10 protein-coding genes are annotated in these 15,908 nt (G+C 54.3%); all 10 read right to left on the reverse strand.

Annotation, left to right across the window (positions count from 1 at the left end; all coding sequences use genetic code 11):
- Positions 1–12 precede the first annotated feature (12 nt).
- Positions 13–1,329 (reverse strand): ABC transporter substrate-binding protein, encoded by a 1,317-nt coding sequence (locus tag ACFQI7_RS03195; protein WP_218096950.1) that lies wholly within the window; start codon positions 1,327–1,329, stop codon positions 13–15.
- Positions 1,330–1,483: 154 nt separating this feature from the next.
- A complete protein-coding gene (locus ACFQI7_RS03200) occupies positions 1,484–4,672 on the reverse strand; it encodes a chondroitinase family polysaccharide lyase (protein WP_218096951.1) in 3,189 nt (1,062 codons plus the stop codon).
- 122 nt (positions 4,673–4,794) lie between these two features.
- Positions 4,795–6,150: an ABC transporter substrate-binding protein gene (locus tag ACFQI7_RS03205; RefSeq protein WP_218096952.1), complete on the reverse strand. Its 1,356-nt coding sequence runs from the start codon at positions 6,148–6,150 to the stop codon at positions 4,795–4,797.
- 51 nt (positions 6,151–6,201) lie between these two features.
- Positions 6,202–7,473: a polysaccharide lyase family 8 super-sandwich domain-containing protein gene (locus tag ACFQI7_RS03210; RefSeq protein WP_218096953.1), complete on the reverse strand. Its 1,272-nt coding sequence runs from the start codon at positions 7,471–7,473 to the stop codon at positions 6,202–6,204.
- 9 nt (positions 7,474–7,482) lie between these two features.
- A complete protein-coding gene (locus ACFQI7_RS03215; RefSeq protein ID WP_218096954.1) occupies positions 7,483–9,420 on the reverse strand; it encodes a chondroitinase family polysaccharide lyase in 1,938 nt (645 codons plus the stop codon).
- Positions 9,421–10,036: 616 nt separating this feature from the next.
- Complete coding sequence (locus ACFQI7_RS03220; protein ID WP_218096955.1) at positions 10,037–11,707, reverse strand: DUF4091 domain-containing protein; 1,671 nt, start codon at positions 11,705–11,707, stop codon at positions 10,037–10,039.
- 131 nt (positions 11,708–11,838) lie between these two features.
- Positions 11,839–12,636, reverse strand: a complete 798-nt coding sequence (locus ACFQI7_RS03225; protein ID WP_218096956.1) for a helix-turn-helix domain-containing protein — start codon at positions 12,634–12,636, stop codon at positions 11,839–11,841.
- 68 nt (positions 12,637–12,704) lie between these two features.
- The gene (locus ACFQI7_RS03230) at positions 12,705–13,478 is read right to left on the reverse strand and encodes an SDR family oxidoreductase (RefSeq protein WP_218096957.1); all 774 of its coding nucleotides are present in this window, start codon (positions 13,476–13,478) and stop codon (positions 12,705–12,707) included.
- 33 nt (positions 13,479–13,511) lie between these two features.
- Positions 13,512–13,988, reverse strand: coding sequence for a hypothetical protein (locus ACFQI7_RS03235; RefSeq protein WP_218096958.1), 477 nt, complete (start codon positions 13,986–13,988; stop codon positions 13,512–13,514).
- Between the two features lie 151 nt (positions 13,989–14,139).
- On the reverse strand, positions 14,140–15,903 hold the full coding sequence (locus tag ACFQI7_RS03240; RefSeq protein WP_218096959.1) for a stalk domain-containing protein: 1,764 nt from the start codon (positions 15,901–15,903) through the stop codon (positions 14,140–14,142).
- Positions 15,904–15,908: the final 5 nt, after the last annotated feature.

Raw genomic sequence — 15,908 nt, forward strand, 5'->3', positions numbered from 1 at the left:
GCATGCAGCCGCTTACTTGCTTTTTTCCGCGGTGATCAATTTGTTCACGCTGTCCTCGAAGTCGCGCAAGGCGGTGTTGACATCCTTGATCCCCTTGATGACATTGTTGAACTCTTTGTTCAATGGCGCGGCCGTGGAAACGGTGGTCAGTTTCGGATCGCGCGGCGGAGCCGGCTTCGCCGATTTGTTGACGTACAGCGCACCCCCGGTATTTTTGCCTTTCATGGCGGCGAAATCCTGGCTGTACGCTTTCTGAATGTCCGGCTTGCTCAAGACGGTCGCTTTACCTGTCTTGCTCGCTGCCATTTGCATTTCGTCGGACAGTACGAAATCAATGACTTTAAAGGCCGCTTCCTTATTTTTGCTAGAGCTCATAATATAATAAAATCTCGGATTGACCATCGCGTTCGTGCCCGGCGCTTCTTTCATCGTCGGCAGCGACACCATGTCCCAATGCATGAAATCGTCCGGGAAGCTCTCGATCGCCGCCGTAACATCCGCGTGCATGGCGGACGTGCGCTCCTTCGTAAAGGCGCTTACTTCCTTGACGCGGCTGCGGTCGTCCAACGGCTTGTCGAGCGGGAGCCGGTAAAACTTCGACAGCGTGGTGAAAATCGACTTCCACGCATCCGTTTGGATCGCCGCCCGGTCTTCCTTCTGTAGAAAATACGGGGCCGCCAGCTGGTTGTTGTCGAGCAAATAAGTAAAATTCATCGTCATGCCCCGGTATTGCACGCCGTCTTCCACCCGAGTCAATTTTTGGGCGATCGCGTAAGCGTCATCCCATGTCATGCCGTCTTTCGGATAAGGAACGCCGAACTTGTCGAAGATGTCTTTGTTGTAAAACAGCACCGGCGTATAGCCTGTTACGGGAAGCCCGTAGTAGCTCCCTCCGTAAGTCGCCGACGCGCTCTTGATAATTTCGAGGTAAGCCGGGTCGATCCGGCTCAGCTCGAAATTGTTTTTCTTGATTAAATCGGACAAGTCGTACTGCAAATTGAATTTCACCAGATTGTTGTCCAGCGCGGATAACCCTTGGTAATAAATATCGGGGCTGTCTCCGGCGACGACCAGATCCTGTATTTCTTTCCCTTTATCCGCCCCTTGAAACTCAAACGAAATATAAGGGTACTTTTGTTTGACTTTATCGGCGATTTCGTTTTTGAACCGCGTCTCATAGTCTTTGTCCCCCGTATAAAACTTCAAGGTTACGGGCTGCTGCTTTTCTTCTTTATTTTTATTCGTCGTATCCTTGGCATGGCTGCAGGCGGCGAGAAGCGCCGTGGGCAAAGCGAGAGACAGCGCGACGCATACGGCTTTATTCAACATGTTCAAGTTCCCCCTCCATGGAAAACCTTTTAATAACATCCCAATTTATTCGTTTTGAGTGAAGCTGAACCAACCCGGTGTTTCAGACGGGCAGGCTGATCCGTTCGAGCGTCTATTCAGTCGATTGCAGAGGGCATGCGATTGCGGTTCTTATTTAGTTTGCTCTCGTCAGCGTTACTTCCACTGTAACGCCGTTCGCGCACTCCAATTCCAGAATCGTTGACTGCGCATCCGATTGGATCGATCGGATCGACGGATTCGGCCGATCCGTCCGCAGCTCCCAGCGGCCAGCGAGTTCAATCCGCACTTGGGATGCCGTCCCCGCCGTCCAGGCGATATGATCCTCCATCTTCTGATTCGGCAGCTTCGGCAGCCGCAAATCCGGGTCCGATACGCTTAGCACAAGCTCGCCGCCACGTTCCTTCTCCATAGCAAGGACCGGAACGCTCGCGCTTCGCAAGATGCCGTAACTCAAATGCGCCCCCGGGTCGAACAGGGCGTAACCGATCGCCCGCTCTCCTCTGTGCTCGACCACATGCGCCTGCTCATCCTTGCGCAGTACCCGGTACGGCGGCGTCTTGGCATATGTTTCAACTTCCTCCGGCGCGACCTGCACGAGGACGGCATACTCGTAACCCGCGCCATCCGGCTTCGTCCCATGATCGATCCATGCAGTTGAATACGCCCCGGACGTCGGCTTGCCGCCGCTGTGATCCATGGAATGCTGCATGCCGCGCTCGAGATGCAGCCCTTGCGGGTCGGGTACGACATACCCGTTGCCGTAAGGATCGATAATCCAAACCGGACCGGTTTCGGCTGGATGGAAGCTGTACGGGAATGCCGTCGTCTCAGCGGAATTGACTACAATAGGCATACTCGTGTCCGGCATGTGCGACTGGAACAGCGTCGTTTCCGTACGATGCACGCCGTCGTCGCTTTGAATATGCGAGCCGAGTGCGATCACCTCGCGGCCGAAGTAGAAATACGACTTCACGGCGCGGAAGCTCGGGTCGAATACCGTATCGTGAAGCTTCATCGCAAACACGCCGTCCGTTCCTTCGCTGACAACGCCGCCGACAAACGTTTCATCGCTGAACGAACGGGTATTTTCGTTGAACATGCCGTTTTTCGAGCCGCCTTTTCCGACTTCCATCGCCTCAAGTGCAAGGCGCTTCGTCGTTGCCCCAGGCCAGCGGCACCAATCCCAGCCTTGATCCAGGGCATAACCGCTGTCCTCCGCGCTCACCGGATCGCCCGAAGCGAGGATTTGCATCGCGCCGTAGCTTACATAGCGCCCGTATACGTTTTCGCCTTCCGTCACTTTGAACGCCGATTCGGCGTTTCGTCTACCGTGCACTTCGAAGTCGAATACGTACTGGCTCCATCCTTTGGTCGATACCATCCAATCGTCGCGCCGCAGTACGGCAAGTGCAGCCGACGGCTTGAACCAGTACCCTTGCGGGCTCCGCTCCGGCGAATAGCCCTCATCCGCCAGCCCCAGCATCAGCTGCAATCCGCCGATCGTGTCCGTATATTGGACGTTTTTGGAATCGGCTAGGGGAAACAGCTTTTCCTTCAAGTACGGAGATTCATCGTCCCACAGCCGCATGAATGCGCCAGCCATGTCCGGATCGACCGGGTCGCCGGCCAGCGCCATATAAGCGTAAGCGGGAAGCATCTCGTTCGTGATTCCGCCTTTCGTAGGGAATCTGCCGCTAATGCCGACCGGCACATCGTATTTGTTCGTCACGGTGCGCAGCGTTAGCAGCGCCTGCTTCACGTTATGCACTGACGACGGAGATAGGGCGAACGGCGTACCGTGCAGCAGATAGGCGATCAAAGCGGCCGTATGGTAAGCATTGGGAGCATAAGCGCTCATATACACGCCGCGGTGATGAAAGCCCATGTAATCGTGCTTGATCGTCCCCGCGTAGCCGGGCGCGATCGCCAATGCGTGGTTCATCCATTGGAGCAGCCCTTTCATGCGCCGTACCTTCTCCGGCGTGTCGTCCATCGCAAGTACATACAGCAGCTTGTAATGAAACCGCGTGCGCACTTCGTCGGATGTTGTCTCCATATAATCGACACCCGGCATTCCGTACGTTTTGCCGAAATTCGTAAACCAGTTCATCGCGGCCAATTCGCGCTCTAGACGGCCCGTTTCCCGCAGCTCCTTTCTCATCAGGAAAACTGCGTGAAAATACCCCGAATTGCGGTTCGTTTCGTGGTCGAGCGTCTCCAAGCCGCTCCCTGCCGCCCAGCCTTGATCGTGGAAATGATCGAACAGATCGAGCGCCTTACGTTTGCTTTCCGGATTGCCGTTCATTTTATAATCGAGCACAAGCGGCAAAAAAATCGTTCGCGAGACGGATTTGCCGAATTCCGGACCGTGAGCCGACCGACTGGAAAATAAAGGCATGCCGGTCATACATCCGTTCTCGTCTCTTCGCAACCGGAGACTTTCAAACTTATTCAAGCCCGAACGGATAAAGGACTGCAGCGCCTCATACCGGATGCGGATCGGCTCGCGAGTTACGTCCGGTCTCACGCCATATACCCATTCCTCGGACCGGCGGGCAATCGTCTCGAACGCCTGGAGCTGCTCCGGCGTGACGGCATCATCGAGCGGAAGCTGCGGGCGCTGTCTGCTGAAATGAAAGGAGCGATCCCATGACCCGCCCTTGCCCCCGTTCGTTCGCTGCCGGGTGAACGGCATCTGATCATCGGACGAACGCGATGCCGGCACATGCTCGACAAATTCAATCGCGTCGAAAAAGATGCTTCCGCTTGCCGCTCCCTCCGGCGGAACGATTTCCATCACTTCCAGCTGCTCATCTTCGTTAGCCGTGCGCCCCGCTGCCGCTCCTTTGTTCTCCTGCTGTGAACGTTCGATCATCCCGTCTTCGCGGAAATGAACATTGAACCCGCGCCATCCGGTAAAGTTGATCCCGATCTCGAAGGCATACCGTGGACCGCGATCATCCATCTCCCGCTCGGAACCGAATCGGAACGACAGCTTGCCGTCAACGGGCGATTCGTTGTAGATCCACAGCTTCATGCCGCCGTTTCGGCTGCCGCCCGCTTCATCCAAATACGGCGGACGGGTGACCGTCAGCGCACTGCCCTGTGCCCACTGCCAGCGCAAGCATTGCCGGCCGTGCTTATAGTGTGCTCGCGAAAGCTGAAGATCGCCTCCCCCGGTTGCCTGCCACAGTATAGGCACTGTCTCTCCCTCGAACGATTCGGCTTGCCCGAAAGTACCGTCGTCTTGCAGTTCATCCGTCTTTACCGTGCCGGATACATCCGAAAACTCGCCATTGACTGTTCGTAATTCATGGTTCATTCGCCGTTTCCTCCTCATCTTTACACCGCTTTTCCTTTACCAAGCCGATGCTCCGGGTGCGCCACTTCAGCTACGTCCCAAGGACCGACAACGCCCGTAAGTGCCCGGTGTTCCGGGATGCTTCATTTCGCGGTTCTGGCCGCTTCGGCGGCAATTTCCTTGTTAGCCTGTTCCTCCGCTTCGCGGTGCGCGGTGTTTGCATCCTTCTTGCCGCTCATTACGTCCTTGATCGCATTTTCCAAAATCGTATTTACGATATCGTCGTATGCAGTCGGGTGAAAGCTTGCCGGCTTCGTCTTCAAGACGACGGATGCGTTTTTCCCTTGCAGCGATTTCAAATCCGCACCGTAGCTTTTCAAAATTTCCGGCTTGCTTACCGCGGGCAGCCGCCCCGTGCGGGCGAGAATCGTTTGTGCTTCGTCCGACGTCAAGTAGTCGATCACCTGAAAGGCGATCTCCTTGTTTTTTCCGGTCGACGAAATGGATAGAAGCTGGGAATTGGCCGTCCGGTTTTTGCCGAGCGCTTCTTTGAAATTAGGCAGCGTCACCATATCCCAGTTCAACTTCTCGCCTTTTTGCTCCATTTCCTCAAACAAGCCGAGCATGCCGTTTGCCCAATACGCATACATCGCAATGTTACGGTCTTTCAGAAAGGCGTTGCGCGACTTGTTCGGCGTATCGCGGTCTTTGCCGAACTCGTTGCCGGGGATGCGATACATATCTTCGATCAACCGCGTTGCCCTTCGCCATTCGTCGGAATTGATCAGCGCCTTGTTCGTTTTGGCATCGACGAAGGAAAGCGAGAGAGCGGAGCCGACGGCGGTGAGATGCCCCGGGTCGAGCCCGCGAATCTGCTTTCCGTTCTGCATCCCCGTCATTTTCCGCGCCACGTCCAGCGTCTGTTCCCAATCCATCCCGTCGACCGGGTATTTGACGCCGAAGCTGTCGAACAAATCCTTGTTATAAAATAATGCCGCATAGTTAACCGTATAAGGCAGACCGAGCAGCTCTCCTTTGCTTGCGTATTGCCTGATGTTGTCCAGCACGACGGAGTCGAATTTGTTCAGATCGGTCGCCTGGCGCTTAACCATCTCCGTCAAATCGTACGGGATGCCGAGCTTATAATAGTTCGACAGCCGGGGGCTGGGCGTAAAGACGATGTCGGGGATATTCCCCGCCGCAACCAAGTCTTCGGGCATCGCACCGGTCCCGCTTTTGATCCAGTCGAGCGTCACGTTCGGGAACTTCTTCTTGAGCGGCTGCACGAACAAATAATCGAAGTCCGCATCCGTAAGCGATACGCCGAACGAGTAAAATGACAGCTTTACAGGCTCCGTGGTTTGTACGCTTTGCGTCGCCTTTTTGCCGTCGCGGCTTTGACTTTCGGCCGGCTTCCCCGCTCCTCCGCCGTTGGAGCAGGCTGCTGCCGTAAAGAGCAGACTAGCTGAGGCTAATACAATAGCAGTTTTTTTGTACATTGCTGCATCCCCCTTATATACCGGTATGGTTATATAAACGCAGGCAGAAGCTTACTTCGTCTTGGTCAATGCCACTTCCGCCGTCTTTCCGTTCCTGCAGTCAAACTCCAGCACCGTGAGATTGGCGCCTCCATTTATTACGCGTATGCCGCTCGGCAACGATTGCCCCGGCTGCCAGCTTCCCGTCAATTCAACGCGCACCGTTTCCGTCGATCCGGGAGTCAACGCGACATCGTCGTCCATCCGCTGGTCCGGCAGCTTTGGCAGCCTCAGATCGGGATCCGCAACGCTAAGCACGATGCCTCCTCCTGTTTCCTTCTCCATGATAATCGACGGACGGCTTGTTTTGCGGACGTGCCCGCCCTCGATTGCCGTCTTTTCATCAAAAATGACGTAGCCGATCGCATGCTGTTTCAAATGCTTCACAATATGGGCGCTGCTGTCTTTGCGCAGCACTTCGTAGTTCGGAGCTTCCGCATACCGTTTCACTTGGTCTGGTGCAGATTGCACGAGAACCGCATATTCGTAGCCCGCGTCCTTCGGATTCAGCCCGTGGTCGATCCATGCGGTGCTATAGGCGCCGGAAGTCGTTTTCTTGCCGCTTTGGTCCGGCGACGATTGCGTCTTTCGTTCGATGCGGAGACCGTTTGCGTGCGGAACGACATAGCCGTTGCCGTAAGGGTCCATCAACCACGCCTTCTCGTCCTTCGTCACTTCGAACCGGTAAGGAAATTCGGTTACCGGCTGCTCGGCTTGAACCCGGATCGGCATCGCCGTTTCGGTCATCATCGACTGGAACAGCGTCGTTTCCGTCGCGTATTTGTCATCGTCATTGCCAATGCCCGACCCTAGCGCGATCAATTCATTATCGAAAAAAAATACGGACTTTTCGGCGCGAAACGTCTTGTCGTATACCGTATCGTGCAGCTTCATCGCAAATATGCCGTTATTCCCTTCGCTCTCCACTCCGCCGACGAACGTTTCGTCCGTAAACGAACGGGATTGCGGGCGATCCTTGGATACCGCAAGCTCCGTCCAGGGCAAATGCTTGGTCGTAGCGCCGGGCCAACGGTTCCAATCCCATCCGTTGTCAAAGCCGTACCCGTTGTTCTTCTTGTTGATCGGGTCGCCGGCTGCCATAATTTGCATCGCGCCGTAGCCGCTATATCTGCCGTACACGTTTTGCCCGCCCTGCGCCTTTTGCGCAGCGTCGGCCGCTTTTGGCGCTTGCGACTCAAAATCGAACACATATTGGCTCCAGCCTTTGACCGAAACCATCCAATCGTCCCGGCGCAGGATACCGAGGGCTGCCGAAGGCTTCATCCAAAAGCCTTACGGGCTTTGTTCCGCCGGAACCCCCATGCCGGCGAGCTTCAGGGCAAGCTGGAGCCCGCCGATCGTGTCCAAGTACGACACATCGCTGCTGTCTGCGCTAGGGAACAGCCCCTGTTTCAAATAAGGCGACTTCGGATCCCACAGCCGCATGAACGCTCCGGCCATTTCCCGGTCGACGGGCTCGGCAGCAAGCGCCATGTAGGCGTAAGCGGGAATGATTTCGTTCGCTATGCCGTCTTTGGTCGGAAAGCGTCCGCTGACGCCGACCGGCACATCGTATTTGTTCGACACTATGCGGAACGTCAGCAAAGCGCCGCGCACATTGTCCGTCGTCTGCTTGGAAAGCGCAAACGGCGTATCGTGCAGCAAATATGCGATCAATGCGGCCATATGAAATGCTTGCGGCGCGTAAGCGCTCATGTAGACGCCTCTGTGATGAAAGCCCATGAAATCTTCCTTGATCGTTCCGGCGAAACCGGGAGCTGCGGTCAGTGCGTTATTTATCCAGCGCACAAGCCCTTTCATCTCGCGCACCTTCTCGGGACCGTCGTCCAGCGCCAGCACGTAAAGCAGCTCATACATTAATTTGGTGCGGACTTCGTCGGCCGTCGTCTCTCCGGTATCCATCGCGTACGTTTTTCCGAAGTTCGTGTACCAGCGTACGGCAGCCAGCTCGCGTTCAAGTCTTCCGGTTTCTTTCAGCTCCTTGCGCATTAAATAAACGGTATGAAAATAACCGTTCGTCCGGTTCGTTTCGTGATCGAGCGTCTCCAGCCCGCTGCCGTCAGCCCATCCTTGATCGTGGAAATAATCGAACAGATCAAGCGTTTTTTTCAGGCTCTCCTGACGCCCGTTGATCTTGAAATCGAACACGAGCGGCAAAAAAATCGCACGCGCCACATCTTCGCCGAATTCCGGCCCGTGGGTGGAACGGCTGGAAAACAGCGGGGTTCCGGTAATGTAGCCGTTCCCGTCCCTTTTTAAGCCGAGCTGCTCATATTTTTGCAGCCCTTTGGCAATGAACGACTGCAGCGCCTGACGGCGGATTTGCAGCGGCTCTTGTGTGAAATCGGGGTTTTCTCCGTAGATCCAGTTTTCGTACCGCCTCGCGATCGTTTCGAAAGCGCGCGTTTCTTCCGGCGTAATCCGGTCCGGGAGCGGAAGATCCGGCTTCAGCCCGCTCCAGAAGTAGCTGCGGTCCCACGTCCCGCCGATCCCGCCGTTCGATCGTTTGCGGTCATACGGCACTTGATAATCGGTAGATCGCGTCACGGGAATCGTCTCGGCGAATTCCACCACATCGATGAACAGGCTTCCTGCAGGTGCAACTGCCGGAGGCAAAATGTCCATCACTTCCAGCGGCGCTTTACCGTCGCCTTTATAGCTTTCACTCGCGCCGTCTTCTCTGAACTGAATCCACATACCCCGCCATCCGGTGAAATTCAGCCCAATCTCGAAAACGTATCGCGGATCGCTGCGGGCCATGTCCTGTTCCGAGCCGAGTCTGAAGGTCGCCTTCCCGTCGACCGCCTTCTCGTTGTACAGCCACAGCTTCATCCCTCCCCGCTTGCCGCTGCCCGCTTGCTCCAAATATTGCGGTTTGCGGATTGCCAGCTTCGCTCCTTGCTCCCATTGCCACAAAAGGGACTGCAAGCCGTGTTTGTAATGCGCTTCCGACAGCGAGAGCCGCCCTCCCCCTTCCGTATGCCAGGCTGCAGGAATTTGTTCGCCTTCGAACGACTCCGCATTTTTGAACGAGCCGTCGTCGCGGATGGCTGTTTTTTGCGCTTTGACCGCGGGACTCGGCTGCGGCTCTTGGGGCTCAAGCGCGTCGTTTTGTAAGCGATTCCAAATCGAAGCGGCTGCAGCCAGCGCTAGAACTAACAAAACCGTAACAACGCCTGTGACCCACCCTTTGAAACGTATTTTATGCATAGCTTCACCCCAGCAACGTATTATTTTTTTGTTAACGTCCAGCTTCGGCGTAGATCCCCGCTCCATTTTTATACAAAAGAATGTGTGACCCGGCACCGTATTGTTCCAAATTCCGCCATTCCTCAACCCCAATATAAATGGGCGTCTATCTTTTGTCAATATTTAGATTAAGTTTATGTAAATATATTTTTTCACGCTATTAATTGGGGCTGTATGCGATTATCACAGCCATCTATTGTTAAGAAATTAAAATTACTTCGAGAAGGTTGTCACCTGCTCCATCACAGGCCATTTTCGACGAAACCATCGCGTACTGCGTCACAATGGTCCGAAACGTACCTTGTTCCGTGAGCGTTCCCGCAGTTAAAGGGATAAACCGACGCCATCCTGAAGCTCTCTTGGTAAGCAGATGCTCCTTTCGCAGTATCGCTTACCTAGCTTTAATCGAATATTTTCCGCTTTACGACATAAGTTCATGCTAAATCTTTACATAAGTTGCGTGCGACATGCAAAAAAATACCGCCGCACCATCTTCACGACGGCACAGCGGCAAATAGTAAACGTTATTGAATTAACTGCTTATTCCAGTTTCGAACTATCGCTCTATGGCTTTCCTTTACACCTTCGACGCATTGGCATGAAGCAGGATCGCTTGATTGATCTGCTCGCGTTTGTTCAGCATCCACTCCATCGAATGCGGGTATTCGCTGAATGTGATCGGCTGTTCGAGTCCTTCCTCCACCAGCGCCAACACCTGCTCGCGGCCTATGATGCTTTCCAGCAATTTGAGGGCGCGAAGATCCTGCAGCGCTTCATAAAACACTTCCATCCGGATCGATTCCAACGGTCCGTCTTCTCCCGGATATACGAGGAAAGGATCGCCTGACGGAAAAGCGCACAAGGCATCCGTATTACGGAACGGATCGAGCTTTTTCTTGGAATACTGCGAGTACCAGAAATTGTAGCCCCAATGCAGGAAGCCCTCTACCTCGAATTTGTACATCTGATAGCCGATGATCCGGTTGCGGTACGACGGCATATGGAAGAAACGATTGGACACTTTGACCCGCTGCGATACGCAGTAATAAGTCCACAGCGGCTTCACGTTATTCTCGATGAAAGGTTCAATATGGTTGTTGGACGGAATCGGATTGGTCACGACGCCTTGACTGTAAAACTCGAAGTTCGACAAAGCGTCAATCATCTTGAATTCGCTGAGCAGCTGCCGAACCGGTTCGGCGGCGGCGCGATATTGCTCAAGATCGACCCGGCGCGGTTCGTCCGAGATATGGAAGTAGCTTCGCTCTTCCAGCCCGTTGTCCTTAATGAACACAACCAGCTCCGGCAAAAATTTGGCGAGGAAGCTCTGGTATTGTTCTCCGATGGAATCCGTCTCCCAGCCGAATATGCGCTTCAGACTGCCGTCGACCCGGGCGACGATCTTCGGCGCGTGCTTCGCCCCCCACTGGGTATACAAGTGCGAAAACTCGAAGTAGAGTATCCCTTTGCTTGAGCAAAGATCGATCCATTTGCGCAAGTTGTCGAAGCCGAAAACATAGTCCCCGTTGCGCACTTCCACGTCAACCAGCTGAACCGTCGGCCGTTCTCCACCCACTGCCGTATCGAGCGGCGGAGTAAACAGCGGCGTCAATATCATGTTCATCCCATGACGTACGGCCGTCTCGACATACTGATCGATCAGCTTCCAATGCGCATCGCTGAACACGTCGACGTTGTAATACGTGGCCAAGCAATCCGTATGGAACCATTCCGTATGTATGAGCTCTTGCTTCGGCAGCAGCGCCGGCAGCAGTTCCAGCTCGAACCGTTCCGTTCCGAGAATCTCATCCTTCGCGTTGGTGAAAGTGATTTCAATCGGGAATACGCCGGGCTTCAGCGAATCGTTTGCTTCGACTTGAATCCAAACCGACCTCCATTGCCCCGGAATGCCGATAAGCCCCTCCGCTGCGTCGAACGGATAGAGAGGATCGGGATACAAGCCGGGCGTCGTGCGGAGAACGTGCTCGTCGTAATCGTGAAAACACGGCAGCTCCGATGGAGCAAGGCCAACCGAACGAACGGACACAACGTCCCCGAGCTCCGATTTTACGGATACGAACAGCGGTTTCACTAAAAGATTCGAGCAATAAGCAACCTGGAACGAGAACGTTTCGTTTAACAGCGCGGTAGCCCGTCCGAAAGCGGATTCCGAAAGCTCCTCGTCGGCAAATACTTTCGTGAGCGAGCTCAAGCATCTTGTTTTCAGTTCAAGTACGTTATTATCCATCCAAGCGATCCTCCAATGTGATTTTGCGTTTTTTCGGTCCTATTCAACTCAAAGTATAAATTTTTGCGAATGAAAAGTATTTACCGATATCGAAACAGAATTTGCGCAAAAAACACATCGGCTCCCAAGCATTACTTCAGCATGTCAATCTGCTGCGTTTTACGCCACACGGTCGGGGATACGCCTTCCTTTTTTTTAAACCATTGCGAGAAGGAATGCAGTTTGAAAAAACCGACTTTCTCCGCAATCTCCTCGATGCTTTTATCCGATGAGTTCAGCAGCCATTTGGCTTCATCCATCCGGCATTGCTGCTGAAACTGCTTCGGGCTCATATCGTAAATTTGCTCGAACAACCGGCGGAAACCGGCATTCGTCAATCCCGTCAATTCGGCCAAGTCGCGGATATGCACGTTTTCCCGCAAATGCTCGCGTATGTAGTCGGCGGCTTTCGTCACCGTCATCGCCTGCAAGTCGGTCTGCGAATGCTCGTAGAGGAACAGCAGCAACATTTCCATCCACGCCATGTAGTTTCGCTGCTTGTCCTTGAACGACGACGACTTTAAAAATAGCCATTCCCGGAACAGCCGTTCAAACCGGTCTTTATCGATTCTCGACAGCGCGACCATTCGCGGATGCTCTCCGTAGCAGCCGAGCTTCTGAAGCATATCGTTTAACTGAGCCGGAATATAGCTCAAATGAATGACGCCGAAGCGCACCTTCGTTACAGCCGCAAATCGATGCTCGTAATTCGGCGGAATGATGACCACGTGCCCGACCTCGATCGGATATTCGCGCAGCGCCGTTACAAACAAACCGCGCCCTTCCAATACGACGCTGAATTCTACGGTGGAATGCTGATGAAGCCGGTCATCGAACCAATCTTCGTTGTGCGAACCGATGAAGCTTCGTATGTCGAACGATGTATTCAACCTGCATCCTCCCTAATCCCCATCTCACAACAAAGTATAGCACAACCGGTTCCGAGCGGGGGATCGATCTAATCGCGAAAACCGCCGTCGGAGTGAATGATTTGCCCTGTAATCCAAGCTGCGTCATCCGATGCCAAAAACTGAATAAGCCGGGCCGCGTCGCTCGGTTGCCCGATACGCTCCATCGGAAATTTCGGCAATAAGAACCGCTTGACTTCATCGCTCATCCAACCGGAATCGGTGGGGCCGGGGTCGACGGCATTTACCGTAATCCGAAGCGGAGCCAACTCGACAGCCAAGGTGACGGTGAATGCGGAGATCGCTCCCTTCGTCGCAACGTAAGCCAGCTCACCCGGCATCGGCCCCTTATCCTGGCCGGAAATCATATTCACAATGCGTCCGCCCGCAGGATGATCGAACCGGCGTGCAAACTCGGAGCAGAGCAGGCAAGTGCCGCGTACGTTAACCGCATAGTGCGCGTCCAATATTTCGGCGTTTAGCCGCCGGAACCCGTCATTCGTCGAGTGGGTTGCATTGTTAATGAGGATCGATGGCTGCCCCAACATTTCCGCCACGTTATCCAACAGCTGTGCAGGTGCTTCCGGATTAGCCAGATCGAGCTCCATGCCTGCCGCGCGGACGCCTTCCTGCTGCAGCGCATGAGCAAGCTGTGCCGGCCAATCACGGTCTTCTCCCCACTCCATCGATCGGTCATACGCCCGCCAATAGGTAAAAAAAATGTCTGCACCTTCCTTTGCCAGCGCCTGGCAAATGGCCGTGCCGATCCCGATTCGACGACTCGCTCCGGTCACAATGGCAATTCGACCGTTAAGTTTTCCCATATCATGTAAACCCTCCGGTATTCGTATTTGTTTTCACTTCGGAGCCCGATCCAAATCATACCACCAATACCCACGCCGGAAACGGGAATGAACCGTGAGCACAGCGTCTTCTTTTCTATAAGTGAATTCATTATCGGTTTTCTCCTTGAACTGCCAGCCGCGTTCCGACAAAAAAACGGTCAGCTCCCGCTCGGTGGGGCCTCTTCTCCCGACCAGCTTGACCGCGTCCGAAGTCAGCGGAACAAGCCGTGCCTTCCCGGTTTCGAGGGCAATAAGCGCCTTCGGCACGGATAACGGATACTCCATGCCGACCGCTCTTCCAATGAATGGGCCATACTGAACGAAAGCAACCGCAAAGGCGGCTGCCGACAACGCAGTCCATCCGATGCGCTTCCATGCCACCGGGTTTGATCGCCGTCGTGATAAGCTTACGACCGCCCCGGCCGCCAGCACAACTGCCCCTATGATCATGAGAATCCAGACAACCCCCGAGATATTCGTAGCGGACAAGCGCAACCCTCCCCGGCTAACGCGGCCTATATAAGTCCGATTGTATACAGTCAACGGAACGATGGCAATAGCTGCACATCAACAAAGGGTGCGGAATTTCCGCACCCTTTGCCGTCCAAGCCCTATTGATGAAGTATACATGATTGCATGTTTACTTGCGATCCATCGGATAGAAGATAATGTCAATCGGAAAGGCCGAGCCTGCCGCAGGCGAGAACGCTATGTCCAGCGACGGCTCCGTTCCGTTCGTTCTGGCAATGATCGTGTAACCGGTATAATCCGTCATAACGCCGGATGGCGGGGTTTGCACGATTTTGCCGTTGACTTTGAACGGCCCCTTGAACACGCCGCCGCGAGGCAGGATCAACACCGACATCGCTTGCGGCCGCTCGACATGAATGTTGTAGACGACGCCGTAATTGCCCAAATTGAGCGCCGGTCTTTTCTCGAAGAAGTCATAGCCCGTCACGAACCGGTCGCTTGTCCCGTCGCCGAGCTGGAAGCTTGATGGCTTCCTGAACTTCGATGCATCGACCTTCCACTGCACTTCCGAACCGGTGAACGTCCCTCTGACGTTGCCTTTGTAAGGCATTTGCGGATACAAGCTGACATCGCTAATCTCATCGTCCGGCTCCATCGCCACAAAGGAGAAATAGACGTCTCCGTCGGTTTCCACGTCATACATTATATTCATGCCTTGATCGGGATAAAAGCCGGGATACATTTTGTAATAGGCGGTTTCCTGCGGTCTGAGCACCATCGATTGGGGCGCCTGTTCCCCTTGCAAAAATTCGATCGTCGCTTCGTTGCCGATCAGGTTAGCGTAGATGGATGGATACACTTCCCCTTTATTCGTCGTCTTGATCGTGACAGAGCGGTCCGGATTCGGATTTCGGACGAGGATGGCGAGCTTCATCTTTTTGCCCGATCCATTCACATGATCCGCATACAGCCTCGCTTTCCCGTTTACCTTCTCCTGGTATAAGATGCCTTTCTCCGTAAACGTCTCCGGACTATCGCTGACGATGAGCGGCCGATCCGTCGGTTTGTGCTCTTCCAGCGGCAGCTGCGGAATGTCGCGCAAATATTTGCGGAGCACCGCTTCTTCCTCATGCACGTACGTGCCAACTGGCTCGTGGTAAACCTTGTATTCGAACTCATCCAGGAACGGTTCGTCCTTCACCAATACGTTGCGGGAGAACGTATCGCTATAATTGCCGACGCCGTCCTTCACCTGAAGCGACACTTTGTACAGCCCCGGCGTAAAGATCGCTTCCGCATTGCCCGTCCACTCGATCTCGGTGAGCCCGGTCCCCTTCGGATCGTAGCTGAGATTGCTGTAACGAATCGGCTCGCCGATCCGGTAAGAATCCTTGTCCACCGAAAACTTCGCAACCGGCTTCATGTTCGGCAGCGTATCGTTCTGGAACAACGCGCTATCCGCCGGTTTGATATACCGCAGCTCGACGCGCTGAAGCTTCGAGTCTACGTTCGAGCGAAAAGAAATGTATTGCTCCAGCCATTTTAGCTCAAAGTACAACCGGTCTTTTTCTACCAGCACCGCCGTATTCTGCTTTTGGCTTATCCCGTTGACAAGCAGCTCTTGCCCCGGAAGAAGCACTTCTACGAATGCCGAAGGGGTCGTGAGCTGAACGGCACCTTTCTCCCCATTCCATTTCACCGGAACCCCGAACCAGTCCTGCAGCTTGGCTGCGGGCAAATAATAACGTCCGCTGCGTTCCGCCAAACCGACGTCCGTTTCCGATTTGGACCCGTTCACGTAAACAGTAGAACTGCCTGGATAGAGCAGCAGATGCGTATTTTCCGGAACGGCTGCGACGGCGGCATGTCCGGCCGTTACGGTAAGTAAACCTGCGATGCTCAAGGTCAGCAGCATTTGTCGTAATGTTCGCATGAGTA

Source organism: Paenibacillus allorhizosphaerae, assembly GCF_042659105.1.
Taxonomy (GTDB): domain Bacteria; phylum Bacillota; class Bacilli; order Paenibacillales; family NBRC-103111; genus Paenibacillus_G; species Paenibacillus_G allorhizosphaerae.